We start from the raw sequence: 21,963 nt of genomic DNA on the forward strand, positions 1-21,963 counted from the left end.
CGGCCGCGGCCCCGACGGCCAGCCCGCCGAGGACCGCGCCCGCCACCAGGGCCCGGCGGCGGGTCCGCTCGGGGTCGCGCTCGGGGAGCGGGTCGCGGCCCACGAGCGAGCCCTCGAGGCGACGGGTCGCGGTGCGGCGGGCGTGGACCTCCGCGGGCGTCGGCGGCGCGCCGCGCCCGGTGCCCACCGCGTCGGCACGCACCGGGCCCCCTCGCTACTCGGCGACCGCGTGCGCGCGGAGGTCGGCGAGGTCGATCCACTCCAGCGAGCGCGCGTGCGAGGCCTCGAGGACCACCGGCGGCGCCACGCCGCCGTCGAGGGCCTCCTTCCAGCGGCTGGCGCACAGGCACCAGCGGTCGCCGGGCGTGAGGCCGGGAAACTGCGTGTCGGATCGGGTCAGGTCGTTGCCGCGGGCCGCGGAGAACTCCAGGAACTCCGCCGTGACGCGGGCGCACACGGTGTGGACCCCGGCATCGTCGGGACCGGTCTCGCAGCAGCCGTCGCGGTAGAACCCGGTGACCGGGTCGTGTCCGCAGTCGCTGAGCTCGCCGCCGAGCACGTTGCGTGCCATGCCTGTCCTCCTGATCGGTGGGGTGTGCTGCCCGGGGCTCCCCGGGTCAGCGCAGGGCCACACCGAGCAGCGCGTCGACGGCGTCGGCCGCGCGCGACCCGCCGTCGGGCACCGTGGCCGACGGCCGGCGCAGGGCCTCGTCGGCCCAGGCGTCGACGGCGGCGAGCGCGCCGGGGCTGTCGAGGTCGTCGGCGAGGTGGAGCCGGACCTTCTCGACGAGGTCGGTGGGGTCGGGGGTGTCGCGCAGGGCCACGGCCTCGCGCCAGCGGTGCAACCGCGCCTGCCCCGTCGTCAGGAGCTCGGCGGTCCAGGACCGGTCGGTGCGCCAGTGCCCCGAGAGCAGCGCCAGGCGGACCGCCATCGAGTCGACGCGGTCGGCGCGCAGCCGGGAGACGAACACGAGGTTGCCCCTCGACTTCGACATTTTCTCGCCGTCGAGCCCGATCATCCCGGCGTGGCAGTAGTGCCGGGCCATGGGGTGCAGGCCGGTGAGCGCCTCGCCGTGGGCGGAGCCGAACTCGTGGTGGGGGAAGGCGAGGTCGGAGCCGCCGCCCTGCAGGTCGAACGACTCGCCGAGGCGGTTCAGGGCGATCGCGGTGCACTCCACGTGCCAGCCGGGACGTCCGTCGCCGAGGTCGGAGGGCCACGACGGCTCGCCCTCGCGGGCGGTGCGCCACAGCAGCGCGTCGAGGGGGTGGCGCTTGCCGCGCCGGTCGGGGTCGCCGCCGCGCTCGGGGAAGGTGCGCTCCATGTCCGCGGTGGAGTACCGGGAGACGTAGCCGAAGTCGGCCGTGGCGGTGTGGTCGAAGTAGACGTCCGGGTGCTCCGGGTCGTCGGCCCGGTAGGCCGCGCCGGAGGCCAGGAGCTTCCCGACGAGCTCGGTGATCTCGTCCATCGCCTCGACGGCCCCGATGTAGTCGCGCGGCGGGAGCACGCGCAGCGACTCCATGTCCTCGCGGAAGAGCGCCGTCTCGCGCATCCCGAGCACGACCCAGTCGTCGGAGTCGCGCTCGGCCCGCTCGAGCAGCGGATCGTCGATGTCGGTGACGTTCTGGACGTAGTGCACGTCGTGCCCCGCGTCCCGCCAGATGCGGTTCACGAGGTCGAACGCGAGGTAGGTCGCGGCGTGCCCGAGGTGGGTGGCGTCGTAGGGCGTGATGCCGCAGACGTACATGCGGGCCCCGCCGGGTCCCGGCGCCGTCGGGTGGAGGTCGCCGGTCGAGGTGTCGTACAACCGCAGCGGGGGCGGGGTTCCGGGCACCTGGGGGATCTCGACGGAGGACCACGAACGCATGGCCCCGACCCTATGCCCCGACGGTGTCCGACCGGGCCCGGACGGGGACGTGACACATCCCCGATGGGTCCCGGCCGGGTCCCGTCGCAGGGACGTCGCGGGCGAGCACGACGAGCCTGCCTGAGGACGGGCCCCGGCCGGGGGTGGCGGGAGTCGCGGGGGGGTTCGACTCCTGCCACCTCCCAGCGTAATCCCTCGCTAGGTCCGATCGGGTGGTCCACCCAGGTGGCGCCTCCCACGAATCGGGCGCCACCTCACGCTGAGCCACTCGAAGATCGGATGTCTCACGACTCAGCGACGGCGGCTGTGGAGGTAGTCGCTCACCACCGCGGCCCCGAGACCGTCGAGGTCGGGGGCCACCACCCGCCCCCCGCTGCGCCGGGCGACCATGTCGACGAACGCCTCCAACCGGGGGTCCTCCCCGAGCATGAACACCGTGAGCGCCGCCTTCAGCCGGGCGATCACGTCGACCTCGTTCAGCGTCGCCCGCAGGGTCTCCGGGGTCGGCGGGTAGTCGAAGACGGCGTGCCCGTCGGGCTCCAGGTGGGCCGTGGGCTCCCCGTCGGTGACCACGAGGACCACCGGCGCGGCGTCGGAGTTCTTCCGCAGGTGCCGGCCGGCCAGCAGCAGTGCGTGGTGCAGGTTGGTGCCCTGCTCCCACGCCCCCTCCAGCCCGGTCAGCTCCCCCAGGTCGACCGTGCGCGCGTGCCGACCGAAGGTGATGATCTGCAGCGCGTCGCCGCGGAACCGCGTCGAGACGAGGTGGTGCAGGGCCAGCGCGGTGCGCTTCATCGGCACCCACCGGCCGTCGGCGACCATCGACCACGAGGTGTCGACGCACAGCGCCACCGCCGCCCGGGTCCGCTGCTCGGTCTCGACGATCTCCACGTCCTGCACGTCGAGGATGCGGTCGTCGCCCGCGGCGTGGCGCATCTCGGCGTTGAGCAGCGTGCGCGAGACGTCCCAGCGCTCGGTGTCGCCGAAGGCCCAGGGCCGGGTGGCCCCGCTGGCCTCCCCCGCGGCGCCGGAGCGCTGCGTCTCCCGCTCGCCGCGGCGGGTCGACAGCGACCCGACGACGTCCCGCAGCGCCGAGGATCCCAGCTGGCGCAGCGCCTTGGGCGAGAGGGTCAGCGACCCGTCCGCGCCGCGCTCGAACACGCCCTGGTTCTCCAGCTCGCGCTCGAGCTCGGCGAGCCGCTGGGCGTCGACCCGGGCCTGGCGGCCGAGCGAGGCCTCCAGGGCCTCCAGGTCGATGTCCTCCATGCGGGCGCCCGGGTAGCTCTGGGAGAGCTGCTCGGAGAGCGAGTCGAGCTGTGCGAGCTGCTCCATCGCCCGCGTCGCCTCGCCCATGCCCATCGGGTTGTCGCCCTTGAACCGGCCCTGCCCGTCCCAGTCCTCCCCCGGCCGCATGGCCTGCAGCTGCGAGTCGAGGCGGGCGAGCTGCTCGGCCAGGCGCGGGTCGCCGAAGGCCGACTGCATGAGGCCCTCGAGCTCGGCCCGCTGCTCGGCCGAGAGCGAGTTCATCATCCGCTGCGCGGCCGCCGACCGTTGCGCCAGCGCGTCGATCAGCTCCTCGGTGTTGCTGGGGTTCTCGGGGAAGTGCTCCCCGTGCTTGCCCATGAACTCCGAGAACTGCTCGGTGGTGTCCTCGCCGCGCCCGTGCGCGTCGAGCAGGTCGTTGAGGTCCGAGAGCATCTCCCGGACCGCCTCGACGTCCTCCGGGGTCGCGTTCTCCATCGCCTGCTTCATGCCCTGGAAGCGCTGGTCGAGCGCCTCCCGGCCCATGAGGTCCTGGATCTGCTCGTAGGCCTGCCGGGCCTCGGCGTTGCGCCAGTCGTAGTTCTGCAGCTCCGACACGGCGCCCGCCGTGGAGTCGGGCAGGGCGTCGAGCGACATCTCGCGGAAGCGGGCGTCGTCGGAGTCCTCGGCCTGCAGCGAGTTCCGCTCGGCCTCGAGCGCCTGGTTCAGCAGCTCGCGTATCTCCTGCAGCGTGCCGTCGATCCGGTTCTCGCGCTGCAGACGCCGGCGCTGCTCGTTGAGCCGGCGCTGCAGGTCGTCGAGCCCCTGCTGGTCACGCATCCCCCGGCGCATCAGCTCGCGCATCGCCTGCCGCGGGCTGGTGCCCTCCATGACGTCCCGCCCGAGGGCGTCCATGGCCTCGCGCAGGTCGAACGGCGGCGCGAGCGGGTCGGGGCCGTCGAAGAACCGGCCGTAGGTGTAGCGGCCCGAACGGGGCCGGGAGCCCTCGTCGTCGGGCAGGGCGTTCTCAGCCGCCATAGGCCACCGTGCCGTCCTCCGCGTCGTCGTCCTTGGCGAGCTTGCGAGTCAGATAGAGGTGCTCGAGCGCCAGCTCGACGGCACTGGCCAGCGGGCCCGGCGCCTCGGTGTCCCCGGCGCCGAGGCGCTCGGCGACCGCGCGGACCACCGGCACCGACGGCAGGGTCGCGACGACCTCGCGGGCCGGGACGCGCTCCCCCGTCACCACGCGGCGGCCCTCGGAGACCGCGTCGGCGAGCGGGCCGAGGTCGACCCCGGCCAGGCGCTTGCGGGCGGTCTCGGCGACCGCGCGACGCAGCAGGTGGGTGAGGAGCTCGGCCTCGCGGCCCTCCTCGCCCGACTCGAACTCGAGCTTGCCGCGCAGCACCGGCGGCACCGCCTCGAGGTCGACCGGCCGCGCGACGGCGGCGTCCTCCCCGGTGACGGCGGCCCGGCGCAGCGCCGCGGCGGCCACCGTCTCGGCGGCCGCCACGGAGAACCGTGCCGACACCCCCGAGCGCTGGTCGATCGCGGAGGAGCCGCGCAGGTTGCGGGTGAAGCGGGCGATGACCTCGACGAGGTGGTCGGGCACCTCGGCGACGGTGTGCGCCTCCTGGCGGATCAGCGCGATCTCGCCGGCGATCTCGAGCGGGTAGTGCGTGCGGACCTCGGCGCCGAAGCGGTCCTTCAGCGGCGTGATGATGCGCCCGCGGTTGGTGTAGTCCTCGGGGTTGGCGCTGGCCACCAGGAGGATGTCGAGCGGCAGGCGCAGCGTGTAGCCGCGGACCTGGATGTCGCGCTCCTCCATGACGTTGAGCAGCGCGACCTGGATGCGCTCGGCGAGGTCGGGCAGCTCGTTGATCGTCACGATGCCGCGGTGGGCCCGCGGGACGAGGCCGTAGTGGATGGTCTCCGGGTCGCCCAGGGACCGGCCCTCGGCGACCTTGACCGGGTCGACGTCGCCGATGAGGTCGGCGACGCTCGTGTCGGGCGTGGCCAGCTTCTCGGCGTACCGCTCGGAGCGGTGCCGCCACGCCACGGGCAGGTCGTCGCCCTCGAGCGTGACGCGCCGGATGCTCGCCGGGATGATCGGCTGTTCGGGGTGCTCGCCGAGCTCGGAGCCGGCGATGATCGGGGTCCACTCGTCGAGCAGCGCGACGAGGCTGCGCAGCAGGCGCGTCTTGCCCTGCCCGCGCTCGCCGAGGAGCACGACGTCGTGCCCGGCGAGGATCGCGCGCTCGAACTGCGGGAGCACGGTGCGCTCGAACCCGACGATGCCGGGCCAGGGGTTCTCGCCGGCCCGCAGGGTGGCCAGCAGGTTGTCGCGCAGCTCGTCACGGACGCCGCGCACGGTCTTGGCGGGGTGGTCGCTCGCGCGGAGCTGACCGAGGGTCGTGGGGAGGTCGGCCGGCTGAGCCCGGTTCGAGGACGAGGGCGTGCCGGCTGCGGCTGCCTGGGGCGGACGCGGTGTACTCACCTTCTCCACGCTACGACGACAGGCGCTGTCGTGCCGCCCGATCGGGCAGGGGGCGGGTCCGAGCGGGTGCCCGGTGCGGTCGGGCGGGGCCGCGGACAGCACGAGGCACCCGGTGATCAGCCCGACTGAGGTGCGAATCGGACGTCGTGCCCGATCGTGTCCGGCGGGTCGAGATCCTCCATCGGCTTCCCTCGACACCCACAGGAGTTAACTCCCGCTCCTCGTCAGACCGGCCGGTCTGGTGATTGTTGGACTCCCGGGGGTGTGGGAATTGAAGAAGACGCTGGCGGTCGCGGGGACCGTGGTGGCGCTCGTCGTGGTGCCGGGGATGGCATCGGCGGCGGAGGCGGTCACGGTGCCGGCGAACCTTGTCATGCAGACGAACTGTGCGACCGACGGCGACGGCGGGTCGAAGCCCGTCGAGAACGGCGCTGGTTCCGGTACAGGTACTCCGTCCAAGCCGGAGACGACGACCAAGCCAGGGGCGACGCCGAGCACGACGACGTCGCCGACCCAGACCGCCACGACCACGACCACGACGTCGCCATCGCCCTCGGGTTCTGCGTCGACGAGCCCGAGCAAGTTCGCGGCTGGACGACTCGGGGCGGCTGCACCACGACAGCAGGCGGCGGACGACTGCTCCGGGGCGCTCGAGCCCGGATCCAGCTACTCCGACGAGGACGGGGACGGGGAGCCCGAGGTCAAGGACCAGGCCGACGACGACCGCGACGGCCAGGTCGACGAGGTCGAGACCGCGTCGCAGGTGAGCGTCGTCCCCGACGGGGGCGCCGAGACCGGCGACGGCAGCACCGGGGGCGCCGTCGGGATGACGGCGGCTGGCGCCGCGGTCCTGGCGCTGTTCGCCGGCTTCGGACTCTGGGTCCGTCGGGCCCTGGCCCGCGCCTGATCCATGTCGTGGCGGGGCGTCGCCGTCTCCACCGGCGACGCCTCGCCGACCCTCCGGGAGCTCCCATGTTCACCATCAGGCCGCGTCTGCTCGACGACGTGCTCACAACCCCACCGCCCCGGGCGACGATCGCTCTCGCGGTGGTCGCTGCCGTGCTCCTCGGGCTCGCGGCCTTTCTCTCGATGCCGTCCGCCGCCGCCCGGTGCGGGGTGCTCCCGGTTACGGCCGAGCACTCCGACCGGTCACCGCTCCCCCAATCCGAGCCGGTGTCGTTGACCGTGGGGTCCATCGACGCCTGCTCGTCGCTCCAGCCCGTGGGCGTCGACGCAGAACGCAAGATCGAGGTTCCGTCGGTGCACACCCCCGAGCAGGCCGGGTGGTACCGCCTCGGGCCGGCACCGGGATCGATCGGCCCGGCGGTCGTCGTCGGGCACGTCAACGGCGACGGTCGGGAGGGCGTCTTCGCCGACCTCGACGACGTCGAGCGCGGCGACCGGATCGCTGTCGCGCGCCGCGACGGGCGCACCGCCTTCTTCACGGTCACGAGCGTCGTGCAGGCCGACAAGGACGCGTTCCCGACGACGGCCGTCTACGGCAACACCCGCGACGCACAGCTCCGGCTCATCACCTGCGGCGGCGCCCTCGACCGTAGCGCCCATCGCTACGACGACAACGTCATCGTCTTCGCCTCCTACGACGGCTGGTCCACCACCACCGCCGCCTGACCGTTCCTCACCCGTCTGGAGATACATGAAGCGCATCGCATCAACCATGACCGTCAGCGCGATCCTCGTGCTCGCCCCCGTCGGTGTCGCCGGCATCGCGTCGGCCGCGCCCTACTACTCGAGCTGTGCAGCGGCCTTCGCCGCCGGACAGTCGGACATCCGAATCGGTGAGCCCGGGTATCGCAAGGGACTCGATCGCGACGGAGACGGCGTTGCGTGCGAGCGGGAGGAGGGTTCCGGCTCCAGCTCGAACTCCGGCTCCGGCTCCGGCTCCGGCTCCGGCTCGAACAACAGCAGCGCGGGCGAGTCGACCTCGTCCGACTCATCGCAAATCTCGTCGGACGAGGGCTCTCAGGATTCCGAGGATTCCGATGACTCGACGGGCGACCAGGTCGAGGTCGTCCCGACGGGCGGTGCCGAGACCGGCGACGGCAGTACGGCCGACTACACGAGCTGGTGGTTCGGCGGTGGACTCGTCGCGGGCCTGGCCGGGCTGTTGACCGCCCGCCGTCATCGGGCTGGAACGGTCTCGGCGGGAGGTTGATCCATTTCCTGGCGGCAGAGTGCTCGCTCAGCGAGCACTCTGCCGCACTTCCCGCGATCAGCCCCGCGAGCCCCGGGTCAGGGCGACCCCGGGACGCGCCCGGGCCCCGTCGTCGGGACGGCGCACGCGGCGCACGGACCACCACATCCCGGCGAGCCCGACCAGCAGCACCGGGACGTGCACCGCCATCGCCACGCGGAACACCTCGGTCGACCACGCGGCCGGCGACCCGGCGCCCTGCACGTCGAGCAGCACCCCGACCAGCGCCACCACCAGCAGCGACGAGACGAACCCGCCGACGTTCGTCATCCCCGAGGCCCGGCCGATCCGCGCCGGGGACACCGCCGAGCGCGCCACGTCGAAGGCCACGAGCGAGGCCGAGCCGCCGCTGGCGACCACCACCACGAGGACGACGAGCGCCGGGAGCGGCACCACCCCGGGCCAGGCGAGCACGGCCGACCACGCCAGCGCCTGCGCCACCACCGACCCGGCCACCAGGGCGACCCGGTGCTGCGGGAAGCGCCCGGAGAGCGTCCCGAACAGCGGGCCGAAGGCCACGGTGCACACCACGACCCCGCTGACGAGCAGGCGCGCGGTCGACTCGGCCACCCGCTCCCCCGCGACGAGGAACGGGAAGCCCCACAGCAGCCCGAACGCGTTGGCCGAGAACGGCGAGGCGAAGTGGCACCAGAAGCCGAGCTGCGCCCCGGGGGTGCGGACCACCTCCATCAGCCCGCCCGGCGCCCCGGCGGCCGCGGGCTCGCCGAGCGGACCGGGGCGCAGCACCAGGGCGGCGACCACCGCCACCAGCCCGGTCACGCCGGCGGCGCCGAGGTAGGCCGCGGTCCAGCCGCTGGAGACGACGAGGCCCGCGAGCGGGATCGCCGACACGGCCTGGCCGAGCTGGCCGAGGATGCCGGAGAGCTGGTTGACCAGGGGTACGCGCCGCGGGGGGAACCACGTGGGCACGAGGCGCAGGACGCTGACGAACATCACCGCGTCGCCCGCGCCCGCGAGCACGCGGCCACCCACGGCGAGGGCGAAGGTCGGGGCGAGCGCCAGCACGGCCTGCCCGACCGCGACGAGCACGGCGCCCCCGGCGATCAGCCGGCGCGGCCCCAGCCGGTCGACGAGCACCCCGGCCGGGATCTGCAGCGCCGCGTAGACGGCGAGCGAGAGCACCGCGAGCAGCGAGAGCGTCCCGGCGGAGACGTCGAAGCGGGCCGCGGCGATCGGGCCGGTCGAGGCGAGGGCGGAGCGCCCGACGACCGCGCAGACGTAGGCGACGATCGCGGTGCCCCAGACCAGGAGCCTCACAGCGTGGGTCTCACAGGGTCCGTCTCACAGGGTCCGCGAACCCCCGATCGGGAGGTCCCACAGGTCCTCGCGCGGCCGCCGGGTGCGTGCCCACGCCCGGCGGGTGGCCTCGAGCGGCTCGAGCACGGGCTCGCCGGAGAGCACGAAGGTGCCCCAGTGGATCGGGACCATCCGCGGGGCGCGCAGCACCTCGGCCGCCCGCACCGCCTCGGCCGGGTCCATGTGCACCTCGCGGAGCAGGTCGCGCGGGGCGTAGGCGCCGACCGGGAGCGCTGCGATCTCGATGCGGCGGTGCCGGGCGGCGATGCGCTCGAGGAACGGGCCGGTGGCGGTGTCACCCGCGTGGTAGACGGAGCGGCCGTCGGGGGCGGTCACGGTCCAGCCGCCCCAGAGCCGGTGGCAGCGGTCGGTGGCCGTGCGCCGCGACCAGTGCCGGGCCGGGACGAACTCGACCCGGACCTCCCCGGAGAGCCCGGCGAACCCGGCCGAGTCCCACCAGTCGAGCTCGACGACGTCGCGGAAGCCCCGCGCACGGAAGAACGTGCCGCTGTTCAGTCCGGCCAGGATCCTCGTCGTGCGGGGCAGGGCCGCGAGGGTGCGGACGTCGAGGTGGTCGTAGTGGTCGTGGCTGATCAGCACCGCGTCGATGGGCGGGAGGCCCTCGACGGTGCGCCCTGGCGGGGTGAGCCGCCTCGCGGCGCCGGGGATGCCCGGGGAGAGCACGGGGTCGACGAGCACGGTGACGCCGTCGACCCACAGCAGCGCCGAGGCGTGCCCGAGCCAGGTCACGCCGAGCATGCCCGCGGCGGGGTCGGGCAGCGGCGCGTCGGGCGTCACCGGCACGCGGGCGGCGTCGCGGCGGGCCTCCTCGTCGGAGGGGAAGGACCACCACAGGCGCGCGGCCCCGAGCGGGCCGAGCATCCGGGAGTCGAGGCGGTGGTGGAAGTCGGTCGGCGGCATCGCGGGCGTCAGAACGCCGGCCACGGGATCGGCGGCCAGCCGCCGGAGGGCCCGGGGAGCTCGTCCTCGTGCAGCAGCCGGTCGGTGCGCGAGCGCAGCGCCTTCACCTCGCGGATCGTGATGTGGTCGTTGAGGACCTCGGCGAGGTCGGCGGCGTTGCCGGGCGAGAGCGCCGCCCGCAGCCGCTGCAGCCCCTCGCGGACGTCCTCGGCCAGCGGCTCCCCCGCCCAGCCCCACAGCACCGTGCGCAGCTTGGTCTCCTGGTGCAGGCAGATGCCGTGGTCGATGCCGTAGGTGCGGCCGTCGGCGCCGGCGAGCACGTGCCCGCCCTTGCGGTCGGCGTTGTTCACGACGACGTCCAGGGCGGCCATGCGGCGCAGCGCGGGCTCGTCGGCGTGGACGAGCAGGGCGGGCTCGCCGTCGGCGCCGCGGGCGCGGAGCACCGTCCGCCAGCTCGGCCCGACGTCCTTGGGCTCGAGGATGTCGACGAGCTCGCGCTCGTCGTCGGTCTCGATCCAGCGCTGCACCATGCCCGGGCCGAACGGCCCGTCGCGCAGCACCGTGGGCGGGACGACGTCGAAGCCCGCCGCCTTGTTGACGAGGTAGGTCGCGACCTCGCGCCCGGCGAGCGTCCCGTCGGGGAAGTCCCACAGGGGGCGCTCGCCGCGCACCGGCTTGTAGACGCACTGGTCCTCGACGCCGTCGAGGGTGATCCCGCAGAGCAGGGTCGTGTTCGAGGCGTCGGTGAGCCGGCCGCGCACCTCCATGGTGCCGCGGCGCAGCAGGTCCTCGATGCGGTCGACGTCGACCGGGTCCAGGCCGTCGGAGCTCTCGGGCTGTCTCACTCTGTGGTCAGGACTCCGCGGCGACCCGACGGAAGCCGTTCTGCCGGGGGCAGACGTGCCCGGCGGCGTCGAGCGGCTGGGTGCAGAGCGGGCACAGGCGGCGGCCGGCGCCGACGACGCGCTCGGCGCGGGTGGCGAAGGCGCGGGCGCGTTCCGGGGTGAGGAAGACGCGCAGCGCGTCGGGACCCTCGTCGGTGTCGTCGAGCACGACGGACTCGTCGACCTCCTCCTCGGTGACGGCGAGGAGTTCGACGACGACGCTCTTCGACTCGGCGTCCCAGCCCAGGCCCATCGTGCCGACGCGGAACTCCTCCTCCACCGGCACCTCCAGCGGCGAGGTGTCGACGTCGTCCTCCGGCGTGGTGGGCGGGACGTCGGCGCCGAAGCGCCGCGAGACCTCCTCGAGCAGGGTGCCGATCCGCTCCGAGAGCACGGTGACCTGCTGCTTCTCCAGCAGGACCGACACGCGTCGCGCGGACTCGGTCGCCTGCAGGTAGAAGGAGCGGTCGCCGGGCTCCCCGACCGTGCCGGCGACGAACCGGTCGGGCTGGCGGAAGACGTGGATCACCCTGGGCATGGCCCCTCGATCTGGTCGTGCTGCTCTGGCCGGGAGTACTTCCCGGCGGGACGCCTCGGCATGCGCGCCGCGAACTCGGTGGTCAGTTTACGCCGGTGGAGCCCCCGACCGTCGCCTCGGAGCCCGCCTCGGCGTCGTCGCCCCCGGACTCCTCGTCCGGCTTCGGGACCAGCGACGCGAGGTCGCCGCCGGTCTCGTTGACCCGCACGACGAAGGGGCGGGTCGGGGTGTAGCTGATCACACTGATCGAGCTGGGATCGACCGTGATGCGCTGGAACGAGTCGAGGTGCAGACCGAGCGCGTCGGCCACCACCGACTTGATGACGTCGCCGTGGCTGCACACCACCCACAGCGCCTTCGGGCCGTGCTCGGCGGCGATGCGCTCGTTGTGCCGGCGCACCGCCGCGACGCTGCGGTGCTGCATCGCGGCGAGCCCCTCGCCGCCGGGGAACACGGCCGCGGACGGGTGGGCCTGGACGACCTTCCACAGGTCCTCCTTGCCGAGCTCGCCGAGGGTCTTGCCGGTCCAGTCGCCGTAGTCGACCTCCGAGAGGTCGTCCTCGACGACGGCGGTGAGCCCGCGCGCCTCCAGCAGGGGCGCGACGGTCTCCTCGCAGCGCTGCAGCGGGGACCGGACCACCGCGGCGATCGGGAGCTGCGCCAGCCGGTCGACCAGGCCCGTCGCCTGCGTGCGCCCGTGGTCGTCGAGGCCCACGCCGGGCGAGCGGCCGGCCAGCACCCCCGACACGTTCGCCGTCGAGCGTCCGTGGCGGAGCAGGATCACCGTGGTCACGTCCGCCCACCCTAATGGCGGGCGATCAGGTGGCGGGGACGAGGCCTCCCAGCACCGCCAGGAGCACCACCAGACCGAGGACGATCCGGTACCAGACGAACACGTAGATCGTGTGGTTCTCGACGTAGCGCAGCAGCCACGCGATCGACGCGTAGCCCACCCCGAAGGCGATGACCGTCGCGACGAGGATCTGCCCCCAGCTCGACGAGACCTGCCCCGGCAGGGCGGGCTCGCCGATGTCCTTGAGCTTGTAGAGCCCGGAGGCGAACACGGCGGGCAGCGCGAGCAGGAACGAGAACCGCACCGCGACGGCCCGCTCCAGCCCGAGGAACAGGCCGGCGCTCGTCGTGGCCCCCGAGCGGGAGACACCGGGGATGAGCGCGAGCATCTGGCCGAGGCCCATGAGCACGCCGTCGCGCAGGGTGAGCTGGTCGGCGCCGCGGCGCTGGCGCCCGAAGCGCTCGGCGGCCGCGAGGACGAGGCCGAACAGGATGAGCACCGAGGCGTTGAGCGCGAGGTTGCGGGCCGGTCCGTCGATCAGGTCCTGGAACAGCAGCCCGGCGACGCCGATGGGCAGCGAGCCGAGGCCGACGTACCAGGCGAGCCGGTAGTCGTAGCCCCGCGCGCGCTTGTCGCGCAGCCCCCGCACCCACGCCAGGACGAGCCGCCTGATGTCGGGCCAGAAGTAGATGAGCACCGCGAGCTCCGTGCCCAGCTGCGACACCGCGGTGAAGGCCGACCCCGCGTCGTGGCCGAAGAAGAAGGCGGAGGTGATCCGCAGGTGGGCCGACGACGAGACGGGCAGGAACTCGGTCAACCCCTGGACGAGTCCCAGGACGACGGATTCCAGCCAGCTCATCTGCACGGGTTCCGGACCGTAACGGATCGACCGGCGCCCCCGGCCCGCCCGGGTGGGTGTGTGTCCCTCCACGGGGTGGACGGGCGCTCCCCTAACCTGACCCGCCGTGGAACAGCGACGGCTCGGCGCCAGCGGGCTGCGGGTCTCGCGGCTCGCCCTGGGCACCATGACCTGGGGCCGCGACACCGACGCCGACGAGGCCGGCGCCTCCCTGCTGGCCTTCCTCGACGCGGGCGGGACGCTCGTCGACACCGCGGACGTCTACGCCGACGGCGAGGCCGAGGCGATCCTCGGCGGCCTGTTCGCCGACGTGATCCCGCGCACCGAGGTCGTCCTGTCGACGAAGGCCGGGGCCCGCCGCGAGGACGGGCCCTTCGGCGGCGGGGCCTCCCGGTCGGCGCTGCTGGCCTCGCTCGACGCCTCGCTCGAGCGCATGGGCACCGACTACGTCGACCTGTGGCAGCTGCACGCCTGGGACCCCGAGGTGCCGCTCGACGAGACCCTCTCCGCGGTCGACCTCGCCGTGTCCTCCGGGCGGGTCCGCTACGCCGGGGTCGCCAACTACGCCGGCTGGCAGGTCGCGGCGGCCGCCCGCTCGGCGGGGCTGCCGCTGGTCAGCGTCCAGTCCGAGTACTCGCTGCTCGACCGCACCGTGGAGCAGGAGGTGCTCCCGGCCGCCGACTACCACGGGCTCGGGCTGCTGCCCTGGGGGCCGCTCGGGCGCGGGGTGCTCACCGGCAAGTACCGCGACGGCACCCCCGCCGACTCCCGGGGCGCCTCCGCGCACCTCGGCTCCTACGTCGGCCGGCACCGCACCGAGCGGGCCGCCCGCATCGTCCAGGCGGTCGTCACGGCCGCCCACGGGCTCGGGACGTCGCCGCTGGCCGTGGCGCTGGCGTGGGTGCGCGACCGGCCCGGCGTGGTGGCCCCGGTGGTCGGCGCGCGCGACGGCGCCCAGCTGCTGGGCTCCCTCGCCGCCGAGGAGCTGACCCTGCCGCCCGCGATCCGCGGGGCCCTCGACGACGTGTCCTCGGCCCACCTCGTGCCGGTGGGGTCGGGCGCCCCGGGACCGGACGGCGTGGCCCTCGACGATCCCCCGGCCCCCTGGACGTGACGTACGGTGGATGCGCGTCAGCGACCAGGAGGTTGCCAGTGAGTGACCACTCGCAGCGGGCCGTCCCCGCCGGTATGACCCTCGAACCGGGGGTGGTCGACGGGGACTGGGAGTACCAGCCGGTCCGTCTCCCGCGGGACGTCTCGCGGCTCAACGCCACGGCCGAACTCGGCCTCCGCTCGCAGTTCGGCGGGTGGGAGCTCGCCCGGACGCTGCTCTTCGCCGACGGCACCCGGAAGGTGTGGCTCCGCCGGAAGCTCTCCCGGATGCGCGAGGCCGTGTCCGTCTGATGCTGGTGATCTTCGGGCTGTCCCGCAAGGAGCGTCCGGCGGGGCTCGTGGCCCTGCTCTGCGCCGTGTGCGGGCACCCGGGCCCGCAGCAGCTCGTGCGGCGCCGCACCCGGTTCACGGTGTTCTTCGTCCCGGTCCTGCCGCTCGGCAGCCGGTGGGAGGCCCGGTGCCCGGCGTGCGGCACGGTCCGCCGGCTGTCCGCCCGCGAGGCCCGAAGTCTGCGGGCGGGCTGAGCCTGCGGGCGGGCCGAGCCGCGTCAGGGGACGACGACCACGCGTCCGGTCGTCGTGCGCGCCGCGATCGAGTCGAGGGCGTCCGGCAGGTCGGCGAGCGCGTACTCGGCCCCCACCAGCGGGTCGATCGCCCGGCGGGCCCACAGCGCCTCGAGCTCGCGCTGCCACGTCGCCACCAGCTCGGGCGCCCGCTGCTGGTAGGCCGCCCAGTGCACGCCGACGACGTCGTAGTTCTTGACGAGCGCGTGGTTGGTGGGCGCGTCGGCGATCCGGCCGCCGGCGAACCCGATGACGAGGATGCGGCCCTCCCACGCGGTCACCCGCCGGGAGGCGTCGAACACGTCGCCGCCCACCGGGTCGTAGACCACGTCGGCGCCGCGGCCGTCGGTCAGCTCCTTCACCGCGGGGATGAGCGCGTCGGCGGCGCCCTCCAGCACGATCACCTCGTGCGCCCCGAGCCGGCGGGCCACGTCGGCCTTGTCGGGGGACCCGACGGTGGCGATCACCCGGGCGCCGGCCGCGACCCCGAGCTGCACCGCCGCCGCCCCCACCCCGCCCGCGGCCGCGTGGACCAGCAGGGTGTCGCCCTCGCCGAGGGTCGTCCGGTGGTGCAGCGCGCACCAGCCGGTCTGGTAGGCGACCCAGAAGCCGGACGCCTGGCCCGCGCTCATGCCCTCGGGCCAGGGCCACGACGACGACAGCGCGGCGTACTCGGCGTAGCCGCCGTGCGGCATCTCCGCCGGGCCGAAGACCCGCTCGCCCGTCTCCACGTCGACCCCGGCCACCTCGAGGCCCGGGGTGAACGGCAGCGGCGGCTTCTGCTGGTAGGTGCCCCGGCAGTAGAGGATGTCGGCGAAGTTGACCGACGCGGCCTCGACCCGCACGACGCGTCGTCCGGACGGGCGGGGCAGGTCGTCGGTGAGCGCGAGCACCTCCCGCGGCTCGCCGAACGCGGTGACGGTCCAGCCGCGCACTCAGGAGTCCCAGCTGAGCGACGGCGGTGCCGCGCCCGTCCGCGGGCCGGGCACGCCGCGGAACCCGTAGGGCCCGGGCTCGCGACCCGGCTGGACGTACCAGCACTCCCCCGGCTCGCCGCGCTCGAGCATGTCGTCGACGGCGTCGGCCACGTCGTTCGGGGTCAGCAGCGGGAAGTCGCCGAACTGCTCCTTCACGTGGGCGATCAGCGCGGTGTCGGCGAAGCCGGGGCAGAGCGCCATCGCCCGGATGCCCTCGGGCCCGAGGGTCGCGGCCGCCGAGCGCACGTACCCGACGACGGCGTGCTTCGTCAGCGTGTAGATCGCGTCGCCGGGCAGCGGGACGAGCCCGGCCAGCGAGGCGGTCGCGACGATCGTGCCGCCCCCGGCCCGGCGCAGCGCGGGGACGGCCGCGGTCAGCCCGAAGACGACGTGGTCGACGTTGACGCCGACGACGCGGCGGTAGGCCTCGACGTCGAGGTCGGTGATCCCCGACTGGCCGCCGACCGAGCCGGCGTTGAGGTGGACGACGTCGAGGCGCCCGCCCCAGGTCTCCACCTCGCCGAACGCGCTGTTCAGCGCCGACTGGGAGGTGACGTCGCAGGAGACGGCGAGGCCGTCGATCTCGGAGGCCAGCCGGGAGGCGGCCACCGCGTCGCGGTCGACCACGCCGACCCGGACGCCGCGGGACGCGAGGCGCCGGGAGACGGCCTCGCCGATGCCGGACGCGCCGCCGGTCACGAGGGCGACGGGGGTGTTCTGCGGGGTGCTCATCAGCAGGTCCTCAGGATGCGGTCGAGCACGCGGACGCCGAAGGTCAGCGCGTCGACCGGCACGCGCTCGTCGGTGCCGTGGAACAGCGCGGTGAAGTCGAGGTCGGCGGGCAGCCGCAGCGGGGCGAACCCGAAGCAGCGCATGCCGAGCTTCTCGAACGCCTTGGCGTCGGTGCCGCCGGACATCATGTAGGGCAGCGTGTGCGAGCCCGGGTCCTCGGCCTGCACGGCGGCGGTCATGCAGTCGACGAGATCGCCGGAGAACCCGGTCTCGACGGCCGGGAGGTTCCGGATCCACTCGCGCTCGACGTCGGGGCCGAGGATGTCGTCGAGCTCGCGCTCGAACGCCTCCTGGCGCCCGGGCAGCACCCGGCAGTCGACGGTGGCCTCCGCGATCGCCGGGATGACGTTGGCCTTGTAGCCGGCCTGCAGCATCGTCGGGTTGGCGGTGTCGCGGGTGGTCGCCCCGACGACCCGGGCGACGCCACCGAGCTTCGCCACGGCGCCGTCGAGGGCGGCGGCCGAGTCGGTGGGGAACTCGATGCCGGTGAGCGCGGTGATCTCGTCGAAGAACCCCTGCACCGACTCGGTGAGCACGAGCGGGAAGCGGTGGCGGCCCAGCCGCGCGACCGCCTCGGCGAGGATCGTCACGGCGTTCTCGTCGTGGACCATCGAGCCGTGGCCGGGCCGGGAGCGGACCCGCAGCTTCATCCAGGCGATCGACTTCTCGGCGGTCATCACCGGGTAGACGCGGACGTCCTCGCCGAGGGTCAGGGAGAACCCGCCGACCTCGCCCAGGGCCTCGTCGCACCCCTCGAACAGGTCGGGCCGGTGCTCGGCGAGCCAGTGCGACCCGTAGGCGCCGCCGGCCTCCTCGTCGGCGAGGAAGGCGAACACGAGGTCGCGCGGCGGGACCACGCCCTCGGCCTTGAACTGGCGCGCGAGCGCCAGGATCATCGCGTCCATGTCCTTCATGTCGACCGCGCCGCGACCCCAGACGTAGCCGTCCTGGACCGCCCCGGAGAGCGGGTGGACCGACCAGTCCTCCGCGGTGAAGGGCACGACGTCGAGGTGGCCGTGCACGAGCAGCGCGGGGCGGCTGCGGTCGGCGCCCTCGAGCCGGCAGAACACGTTGTGCCGGCCGGGCGCGCCCGACTCGACCACCTCGGTCTCGTAGCCGACCTCGCGCAGCTTCGCGTCGACGTACGCGGCGGCCTCGGCCTCCCCCGTCGTCGTCTCCAGCTCGCCGGTGTTGCAGCTGTCGATCTGGATGAGCTCGCTGGTGAGCTGTACGACCTCGTCCTCGGCGCGACCCATGCGAGGCATCCTGCCACCCGGGGAGACGGAGCGAAGCGCAGCTCGACCTACCCCTCTGTGATCGTCAGCAGAGGGGTCGCGTAAGCTTTCGACCTGCAGGTCCGAGTGGCGGAATGGCAGACGCGCTAGCTTGAGGTGCTAGTCCCCGAGTAGGGGGTGGGGGTTCAAGTCCCCCCTCGGACACACACGAAGGGCCGTCGATCCGACGGCCCTTTTGTCATTCTTCGAACCGGAGCCTTCGATGCCGCAGGGAACCGTCCGCTGGTTCGACGTGGAGCGGGGATTCGGCTTCCTCGCCCCGGAGGGCGGCTCGCCGGACGTGTTCGTGCACGCCTCCGAGATCGTCGGGGACGCGACGGTGCTGCGCGAGGGCCAGGCCGTCGAGTTCGAGGTCGGCGAGAACGACCGCGGGCCCCAGGCGCTCCGCGTCCGCGTCACCGCCGACGCGGACGCGGACGCCCTGGGGCTGCTCGGCACCGTCAAGTGGTACGAGCCGAGCAAGGGGTACGGCTTCGCGTCGCCGGACGGCGGCGGTCCCGACGTGTTCGTGCACAGCTCCGCGATCGTGACCGGCGGCGTGGTCGCCGAGGGGCAGCGGGTGGCCTTCGTGGTGGTCGAGGGCGAGCGCGGCCCGCAGGCCGGCCACGTGATCCCGCTGGGAGCGGAGGTCGGCCCACCCGCCGCGACCGGCACCGCGGACGGTGCCGACGGCACGGTGGCCTGGTACGACGAGGACAAGGGCTTCGGCTTCATCACCCCCGACTCCGGCGCCGGGGACGTCTTCGTGCACTCCCGGGCCCTGGCCGAGGGGCTGACGTGGCTCGCGGAGGGCGACCGCGTCGTCTACGCCGTGGTCGAGGGGGACAGGGGCCCGCAGGCCCGCGACGTGGGCCTGGTCCGGGGCGCCGAGCCCCCTGCTGCGCCGCAGCGGCCGGCTTACGCCGCGGCCGCGGGGCCGGCGTCGCGGGACGTGCCCGCCCGAGGCGGCGAGGGCGTCGTCGCGCGCTACGACGGCGAGCGCGGGTTCGGTTTCATCACCCCCGACGCGGGCGGCGACGACCTCTTCGTCCACGTGTCCGTGATCGTGGGGTCGGAGCCGCTGGAGAAGGGCGACCGGGTTCGCTACAAGGTGCGGCAGAGCGACCGGGGTCCGCAGGCCGACCGCGTCGAGCGCCTCCGAGGTCCCGGCCCCACGAGCTGAGTGCGGTCACCAGCGCGGCGGACAGGCACGCCGCGGTGAGGATCAGCACGTAGGCCGCGAGCCAGACGTGCTTGAACACCTCGAAGTAGCCGTCCCCCAGCACGGCGGCCGTCACGAGGCCCAGCGCGGTGAGCGCGCCCAGGCCGGCGGCCCGGCACCACCGGGACCGCCGCCGCACCACGGCACTCGTCAGGGCGACCAGGACGAGCGCGGTCGGCGCCCACGCCGGTCCGGGGGTCCCGGAGAGCAGGCTCCGCAGCGCCGGGCCGTCCGCGCCCGCCCACGCCGGGTCGCCCGACCGTGCGGACGGCGTCGCCGGGTCGGCCGGGACCGAGGCCAGGTAGGGCAGGTCGGGGCGCGTGGTGGCCTGCAGCCCCACCCCGACGGCGCGCAGGAGCGTGCCGGGGCTGCGCACCAGCTCGCCGTACGCGCGGGACCGGGTCTCCCCCGGCGTCGTCAGGACCGCCTCCTGCCACCAGGCGGCGGTCGGCAGCGGCGGCCCGTTGAAGAAGCCGGTGCCGGTGAGGGCCACCGCCTCCGCGGGCAGCCCGAGGGCGGGCAGGGCCCCGGGGCCGAGCTCGGGCAGCACGAGGGTGAACACGATGTCGTGGACGTTCGCGTTCTCGTAGGCGATCTCCTGGAACCGCAGGGCCCCGGCGAGCGGTCCGGCCACGACCACGACCGCGCCGAGGGCGACGAGGAGCCCGCGTCGGCCGAGCGCCACCACGACGACCGCGAGCGCGACCAGGAACACCGGGAGGTAGGCGACCTTCGCGGTCACCGCGACCATGCCCCCGGCCGTCGTCAGGACGAGCGCGGTGCGGTCGCGGCGGCGGGTGACCAGGAGCGTCGCGACCCCGCAGGCGACCGCGAGGGTGCCGAGCAGGCCGGCCGGCTCGGCGTAGGTCGAGACGGTGAACCGGGAGAACCACGGCAGGGCCAGGGGCGCCACCGGGACGGCGAGGACCGCGGCCCGCCACGGGCCGGCCGCCGAGGCCGCCCACGCCGCGACGCCGACGACCAGCCCGACCAGCGCCCCGTAGATCCACCCCACGGCGGCGAGGTCGAGGCTGCCGCCGCTCGCGGCCGCCCGCAGGACCGGCCCGGCCGACGACCAGGCCGACACCGTGCAGGTCGGTTCGTCCGCCACCCGGAACGCCGTGACGACGCCGCCCTTCCAGGCGGCGAGCCGGTCGGCGGTGTCCGGGACGAGGCCGAGCCCGCAGTAGAGCCGGAAACCGTCGCCGTTGTCCTCCACCCCGGCGTGCCCGGTCGCGACGACCAGCGCCCCGGCGGCGAGGCCCGCGCCGAGCGCCGTCGCGATCCGGGAGCTCACCGGCGGATCGTCCCCCGTGTGGGGGATGGGAGGCTGTCGGCGCGCCGGGAGCAGAGGAGGTGGCGGTGGCACGCCTGAGCGGCCTGCTCGTGCTGGCGCTGATGCTGGCGGTGGTGTCGTCGTTCACCACGTTCTCGCTCGGCGCGCAGGGCGGCACCGCCGCCTACACCGTCGGTGCGGTCGTGGTACTCGCCGTCCTGGTGCCCGCGGCGGCCCCGGCGCTGCGGCGGACGCCGTCGTGGGCGCTGTGGGCCCTCGTCGTGCTGGTGCTGACCGCGCTCGTGACGGCCTTCGTCCTCGGGGTCCCGGACGGGTACCGCGCCGCCTTCGGGGCCGGGAGCGACCGGGCCGACGCCCTCGACGTGGTGCTGACCCGGCTCTCGGAGGGCCTCTACCCGTACGCGGCGTCCACGTACGTCGGGAACCCGATCTCCCCGCTGCCCGGCTCGTTCGTGCTGGCGGCCCCGTTCTGGTGGGCGACCGGCGACGCGAGTTGGCAGAACGTCCTCTGGCTGGTCCTGCTCCTGGGCCTGGTCAACGGCGGGCCGCGCCTGCGCCCGGTCCCGACGGTGCTCTGGGCGCTCGTCGTGGTGGGCGGGCTGGAGGTGCTGCGCGAGTTCGTCGTGGGCGACGACCTCGTGTGGAGCGCGGTCCCGGCGGCGCTCGCGGTGGCCTGGCTGCTGCGCTGCGCCCACGGGCCGACGCCGCGCCTCGTCGTCGCGGCCCTGCTGGTGGGACTCACGACCTGCACCCGTCCCCACCTGGTGCTCGTCCTCGTCGCCGCCGCCGTGGCGGTCGGGGTGCTCGCGGGGCTCCGGCGCGCCCTGCTGGTCGGCGGGCTCGCCGCGGCGGTGTGGGCCGTGCTCATCGCGCCGTTCCTCACCGGCGGCCTCGCCCGGTTCTCCCCGGTCCACGTGGCCGCCAAGGTCACCGGGGACCGGGCGATCACCCCGGGCATCGTCGTGGTCGCGGTGGTGGCGCTGGCCGTGGTGGTCGGGGCGGCCTGGTGGCTGCGGGCGTCGTCGGCGGTGGCGGTGGGCTGGCTCGGCGCGGCCGTGCTGTTCGCGCCGTCGGTGCTCTCGTTCGCCCACGCGCTCGTCGCGGGCGCGTGGGGCGAGCTCGACCTGACCCTCGGGTCGGCGGGGGTCCCCTTCGCCCTCTGGGCGGTGGCGGCGCGGGAGGTCGCTACCGCGCCGGACGGGCCGCCCGCTCGGCCTTCAGTCGCTCCTCCTCGCGCTGGACCTCCGCACGGAGACCACGCTCGCGGTGCAGCCATTCCGGCTGCTCCTCCTTGAGCGCGGCGATCTCGGCGGTGGTCAGCGGCTCGGTGATCTCGGCCCGGGCCAGGCCCGAGATCGACACGCCGAGCCGGTCGGCCACGACGGGGCGGGGGTGCGGGCCGTCGCGCCGCAGGTCGCGCAGCCACTCGGGGGGATCGGCCTGCAGGGCGTCGAGCTCCTCGCGGGAGACCACGCCCTCCCGGAACTCGGTTGGCGTCGCGTCGAGGAGCACGCCGAGCTTCCTGGCCGCCGTGGCGGGCTTCATCGTCTGCGTGGTCTTGGCGCGGCTCACGCTCCCACGATATCGGGACGGGGCCGGC

The 21,963-nt window shown here is 74.6% G+C and carries 23 protein-coding genes, 1 tRNA gene and 1 pseudogene; 9 read left to right on the plus strand and 16 right to left on the minus strand.

Features of this window, described 5'->3' with window-relative positions:
• The 5 genes from ACFPBZ_RS17055 to ACFPBZ_RS17075 all read right to left on the minus strand — a co-directional run.
• Window positions 1–202: type VII secretion protein EccB (locus ACFPBZ_RS17055; RefSeq protein WP_378037278.1), on the minus strand; the 202-nt coding region annotated here is incomplete at its 3' end.
• Between the two features lie 12 nt (window positions 203–214).
• On the minus strand, window positions 215–571 hold the full coding sequence (locus ACFPBZ_RS17060) for a DUF2237 family protein (protein ID WP_378037279.1): 357 nt from the start codon (window positions 569–571) through the stop codon (window positions 215–217).
• 46 nt (window positions 572–617) lie between these two features.
• Window positions 618–1,865 (minus strand): cysteine--1-D-myo-inosityl 2-amino-2-deoxy-alpha-D-glucopyranoside ligase, encoded by a 1,248-nt coding sequence (mshC, locus tag ACFPBZ_RS17065; protein ID WP_378037280.1) that lies wholly within the window; start codon window positions 1,863–1,865, stop codon window positions 618–620.
• Window positions 1,866–2,156: 291 nt separating this feature from the next.
• Window positions 2,157–4,142, minus strand: coding sequence for a VWA domain-containing protein (locus tag ACFPBZ_RS17070; RefSeq protein WP_378037281.1), 1,986 nt, complete (start codon window positions 4,140–4,142; stop codon window positions 2,157–2,159).
• A complete protein-coding gene (locus ACFPBZ_RS17075) occupies window positions 4,132–5,598 on the minus strand; it encodes an ATP-binding protein (protein WP_378037282.1) in 1,467 nt (488 codons plus the stop codon). Before ACFPBZ_RS17075 ends, ACFPBZ_RS17070 begins: the two co-directional genes overlap by 11 nt.
• Before the next feature lie 271 nt (window positions 5,599–5,869).
• On the opposite strand from ACFPBZ_RS17075, the gene ACFPBZ_RS17080 reads away from it, so the two are divergent.
• The 3 genes from ACFPBZ_RS17080 (at window position 5,870) to ACFPBZ_RS17090 (ending at window position 7,774) form a co-directional block, all read left to right on the plus strand.
• On the plus strand, window positions 5,870–6,505 hold the full coding sequence (locus ACFPBZ_RS17080) for a hypothetical protein (RefSeq protein WP_378037283.1): 636 nt from the start codon (window positions 5,870–5,872) through the stop codon (window positions 6,503–6,505).
• A 65-nt stretch (window positions 6,506–6,570) separates the two neighbouring features.
• Window positions 6,571–7,230 carry a class F sortase gene (locus ACFPBZ_RS17085; RefSeq protein WP_378037284.1) on the plus strand — a complete coding sequence of 220 codons (660 nt, stop codon included), beginning with the start codon at window positions 6,571–6,573 and terminating at the stop codon, window positions 7,228–7,230.
• A gap of 25 nt (window positions 7,231–7,255) precedes the next feature.
• On the plus strand, window positions 7,256–7,774 hold the full coding sequence (locus ACFPBZ_RS17090) for an excalibur calcium-binding domain-containing protein (RefSeq protein ID WP_378037285.1): 519 nt from the start codon (window positions 7,256–7,258) through the stop codon (window positions 7,772–7,774).
• 57 nt (window positions 7,775–7,831) lie between these two features.
• Here the strand turns inward: ACFPBZ_RS17090 and ACFPBZ_RS17095 are convergent, their stop codons facing one another.
• From ACFPBZ_RS17095 to ACFPBZ_RS17120, 6 genes are all read right to left on the minus strand, one after another.
• Window positions 7,832–9,091: an MFS transporter gene (locus ACFPBZ_RS17095; protein ID WP_378037286.1), complete on the minus strand. Its 1,260-nt coding sequence runs from the start codon at window positions 9,089–9,091 to the stop codon at window positions 7,832–7,834.
• 24 nt (window positions 9,092–9,115) lie between these two features.
• The gene (locus ACFPBZ_RS17100; protein WP_378037287.1) at window positions 9,116–10,075 is read right to left on the minus strand and encodes an MBL fold metallo-hydrolase; all 960 of its coding nucleotides are present in this window, start codon (window positions 10,073–10,075) and stop codon (window positions 9,116–9,118) included.
• A complete protein-coding gene (locus ACFPBZ_RS17105) occupies window positions 10,060–10,818 on the minus strand; it encodes an SCO1664 family protein (protein ID WP_378037352.1) in 759 nt (252 codons plus the stop codon). Before ACFPBZ_RS17105 ends, ACFPBZ_RS17100 begins: the two co-directional genes overlap by 16 nt.
• Before the next feature lie 85 nt (window positions 10,819–10,903).
• Complete coding sequence (locus ACFPBZ_RS17110) at window positions 10,904–11,473, minus strand: DUF3090 domain-containing protein (RefSeq protein WP_378037288.1); 570 nt, start codon at window positions 11,471–11,473, stop codon at window positions 10,904–10,906.
• An 82-nt stretch (window positions 11,474–11,555) separates the two neighbouring features.
• Complete coding sequence (locus ACFPBZ_RS17115) at window positions 11,556–12,266, minus strand: histidine phosphatase family protein (protein WP_378037289.1); 711 nt, start codon at window positions 12,264–12,266, stop codon at window positions 11,556–11,558.
• Window positions 12,267–12,291: 25 nt separating this feature from the next.
• Window positions 12,292–13,125, minus strand: a complete 834-nt coding sequence (locus ACFPBZ_RS17120) for an undecaprenyl-diphosphate phosphatase (RefSeq protein WP_378037290.1) — start codon at window positions 13,123–13,125, stop codon at window positions 12,292–12,294.
• A gap of 106 nt (window positions 13,126–13,231) precedes the next feature.
• Between ACFPBZ_RS17120 and ACFPBZ_RS17125 the strand changes: the two genes are divergently transcribed.
• The 3 genes from ACFPBZ_RS17125 (at window position 13,232) to ACFPBZ_RS17135 (ending at window position 14,762) form a co-directional block, all read left to right on the plus strand.
• Entirely contained in the window at window positions 13,232–14,239 is a 1,008-nt protein-coding gene (locus ACFPBZ_RS17125; RefSeq protein WP_378037291.1) for an aldo/keto reductase, read from the plus strand.
• 74 nt (window positions 14,240–14,313) lie between these two features.
• The gene (locus tag ACFPBZ_RS17130; RefSeq protein ID WP_378037353.1) at window positions 14,314–14,529 is read left to right on the plus strand and encodes a DUF5703 family protein; all 216 of its coding nucleotides are present in this window, start codon (window positions 14,314–14,316) and stop codon (window positions 14,527–14,529) included.
• Window positions 14,529–14,762, plus strand: coding sequence for a zinc ribbon domain-containing protein (locus ACFPBZ_RS17135; protein WP_378037292.1), 234 nt, complete (start codon window positions 14,529–14,531; stop codon window positions 14,760–14,762). The genes ACFPBZ_RS17130 and ACFPBZ_RS17135 overlap by 1 nt, the downstream gene beginning before the upstream one ends.
• Window positions 14,763–14,785: 23 nt before the next feature.
• Here the strand turns inward: ACFPBZ_RS17135 and ACFPBZ_RS17140 are convergent, their stop codons facing one another.
• The 3 genes from ACFPBZ_RS17140 to ACFPBZ_RS17150 are packed head-to-tail and all read right to left on the minus strand — an operon-like array spanning window position 14,786 to window position 17,826.
• A complete protein-coding gene (locus ACFPBZ_RS17140; RefSeq protein ID WP_378037293.1) occupies window positions 14,786–15,736 on the minus strand; it encodes an NADPH:quinone oxidoreductase family protein in 951 nt (316 codons plus the stop codon).
• Window positions 15,737–16,510: an SDR family oxidoreductase gene (locus ACFPBZ_RS17145; protein WP_378037294.1), complete on the minus strand. Its 774-nt coding sequence runs from the start codon at window positions 16,508–16,510 to the stop codon at window positions 15,737–15,739.
• Window positions 16,510–17,826 carry a M20/M25/M40 family metallo-hydrolase gene (locus ACFPBZ_RS17150; RefSeq protein WP_378037295.1) on the minus strand — a complete coding sequence of 439 codons (1,317 nt, stop codon included), beginning with the start codon at window positions 17,824–17,826 and terminating at the stop codon, window positions 16,510–16,512. The genes ACFPBZ_RS17145 and ACFPBZ_RS17150 overlap by 1 nt, the downstream gene beginning before the upstream one ends.
• Before the next feature lie 99 nt (window positions 17,827–17,925).
• On the opposite strand from ACFPBZ_RS17150, the gene ACFPBZ_RS17155 reads away from it, so the two are divergent.
• Both ACFPBZ_RS17155 and ACFPBZ_RS17160 read left to right on the plus strand, forming a co-directional pair.
• A tRNA-Leu gene (locus ACFPBZ_RS17155) sits at window positions 17,926–18,009 on the plus strand.
• Between the two features lie 58 nt (window positions 18,010–18,067).
• Window positions 18,068–19,027, plus strand: a complete 960-nt coding sequence (locus tag ACFPBZ_RS17160) for a cold-shock protein (RefSeq protein ID WP_378037296.1) — start codon at window positions 18,068–18,070, stop codon at window positions 19,025–19,027.
• Between the two features lie 37 nt (window positions 19,028–19,064).
• On the opposite strand, the pseudogene wsfD reads toward ACFPBZ_RS17160, so the two are convergent.
• Window positions 19,065–20,435: pseudogene (wsfD, locus tag ACFPBZ_RS29620) on the minus strand (glycan biosynthesis hexose transferase WsfD); the annotation flags it as partial.
• On the opposite strand from wsfD, the gene ACFPBZ_RS17165 reads away from it, so the two are divergent.
• A complete protein-coding gene (locus tag ACFPBZ_RS17165) occupies window positions 20,429–21,658 on the plus strand; it encodes a hypothetical protein (protein WP_378037297.1) in 1,230 nt (409 codons plus the stop codon). The pseudogene wsfD and the gene ACFPBZ_RS17165 overlap by 7 nt on opposite strands.
• On the opposite strand, the gene ACFPBZ_RS17170 is transcribed toward ACFPBZ_RS17165, so the two are convergent.
• The gene (locus ACFPBZ_RS17170; RefSeq protein ID WP_378037354.1) at window positions 21,549–21,908 is read right to left on the minus strand and encodes a DUF5997 family protein; all 360 of its coding nucleotides are present in this window, start codon (window positions 21,906–21,908) and stop codon (window positions 21,549–21,551) included. The two genes, ACFPBZ_RS17165 and ACFPBZ_RS17170, sit on opposite strands and share 110 nt — an antisense overlap.
• Window positions 21,909–21,963: the final 55 nt, after the last annotated feature.

Origin of the sequence: Actinomycetospora atypica, assembly GCF_042653685.1 — a bacterium.
GTDB lineage: Bacteria > Actinomycetota > Actinomycetes > Mycobacteriales > Pseudonocardiaceae > Actinomycetospora > Actinomycetospora atypica.

What these genes read in the sequence shown, in the direction of transcription:
- ACFPBZ_RS17170 (WP_378037354.1), bottom strand. Translation starts at nt 21,908, where the DNA reads ATGAAGCCCGCCACGGCGGCCAGGAAGCTCGGCGTGCTCCTCGACGCG.
- ACFPBZ_RS17110 (WP_378037288.1), bottom strand. Translation starts at nt 11,473, where the DNA reads ATGCCCAGGGTGATCCACGTCTTCCGCCAGCCCGACCGGTTCGTCGCC.
- ACFPBZ_RS17060 (WP_378037279.1), bottom strand. Translation starts at nt 571, where the DNA reads ATGGCACGCAACGTGCTCGGCGGCGAGCTCAGCGACTGCGGACACGAC.
- mshC (WP_378037280.1), bottom strand. Translation starts at nt 1,865, where the DNA reads ATGCGTTCGTGGTCCTCCGTCGAGATCCCCCAGGTGCCCGGAACCCCG.
- ACFPBZ_RS17105 (WP_378037352.1), bottom strand. Translation starts at nt 10,818, where the DNA reads ATGGAGGTGCGCGGCCGGCTCACCGACGCCTCGAACACGACCCTGCTC.
- ACFPBZ_RS17160 (WP_378037296.1), top strand. Translation starts at nt 18,068, where the DNA reads ATGCCGCAGGGAACCGTCCGCTGGTTCGACGTGGAGCGGGGATTCGGC.
- ACFPBZ_RS17135 (WP_378037292.1), top strand. Translation starts at nt 14,529, where the DNA reads ATGCTGGTGATCTTCGGGCTGTCCCGCAAGGAGCGTCCGGCGGGGCTC.
- ACFPBZ_RS17150 (WP_378037295.1), bottom strand. Translation starts at nt 17,826, where the DNA reads ATGGGTCGCGCCGAGGACGAGGTCGTACAGCTCACCAGCGAGCTCATC.
- ACFPBZ_RS17090 (WP_378037285.1), top strand. Translation starts at nt 7,256, where the DNA reads ATGAAGCGCATCGCATCAACCATGACCGTCAGCGCGATCCTCGTGCTC.
- ACFPBZ_RS17070 (WP_378037281.1), bottom strand. Translation starts at nt 4,142, where the DNA reads ATGGCGGCTGAGAACGCCCTGCCCGACGACGAGGGCTCCCGGCCCCGT.
- ACFPBZ_RS17085 (WP_378037284.1), top strand. Translation starts at nt 6,571, where the DNA reads ATGTTCACCATCAGGCCGCGTCTGCTCGACGACGTGCTCACAACCCCA.
- ACFPBZ_RS17120 (WP_378037290.1), bottom strand. Translation starts at nt 13,125, where the DNA reads ATGAGCTGGCTGGAATCCGTCGTCCTGGGACTCGTCCAGGGGTTGACC.
- ACFPBZ_RS17145 (WP_378037294.1), bottom strand. Translation starts at nt 16,510, where the DNA reads ATGAGCACCCCGCAGAACACCCCCGTCGCCCTCGTGACCGGCGGCGCG.
- ACFPBZ_RS17130 (WP_378037353.1), top strand. Translation starts at nt 14,314, where the DNA reads ATGACCCTCGAACCGGGGGTGGTCGACGGGGACTGGGAGTACCAGCCG.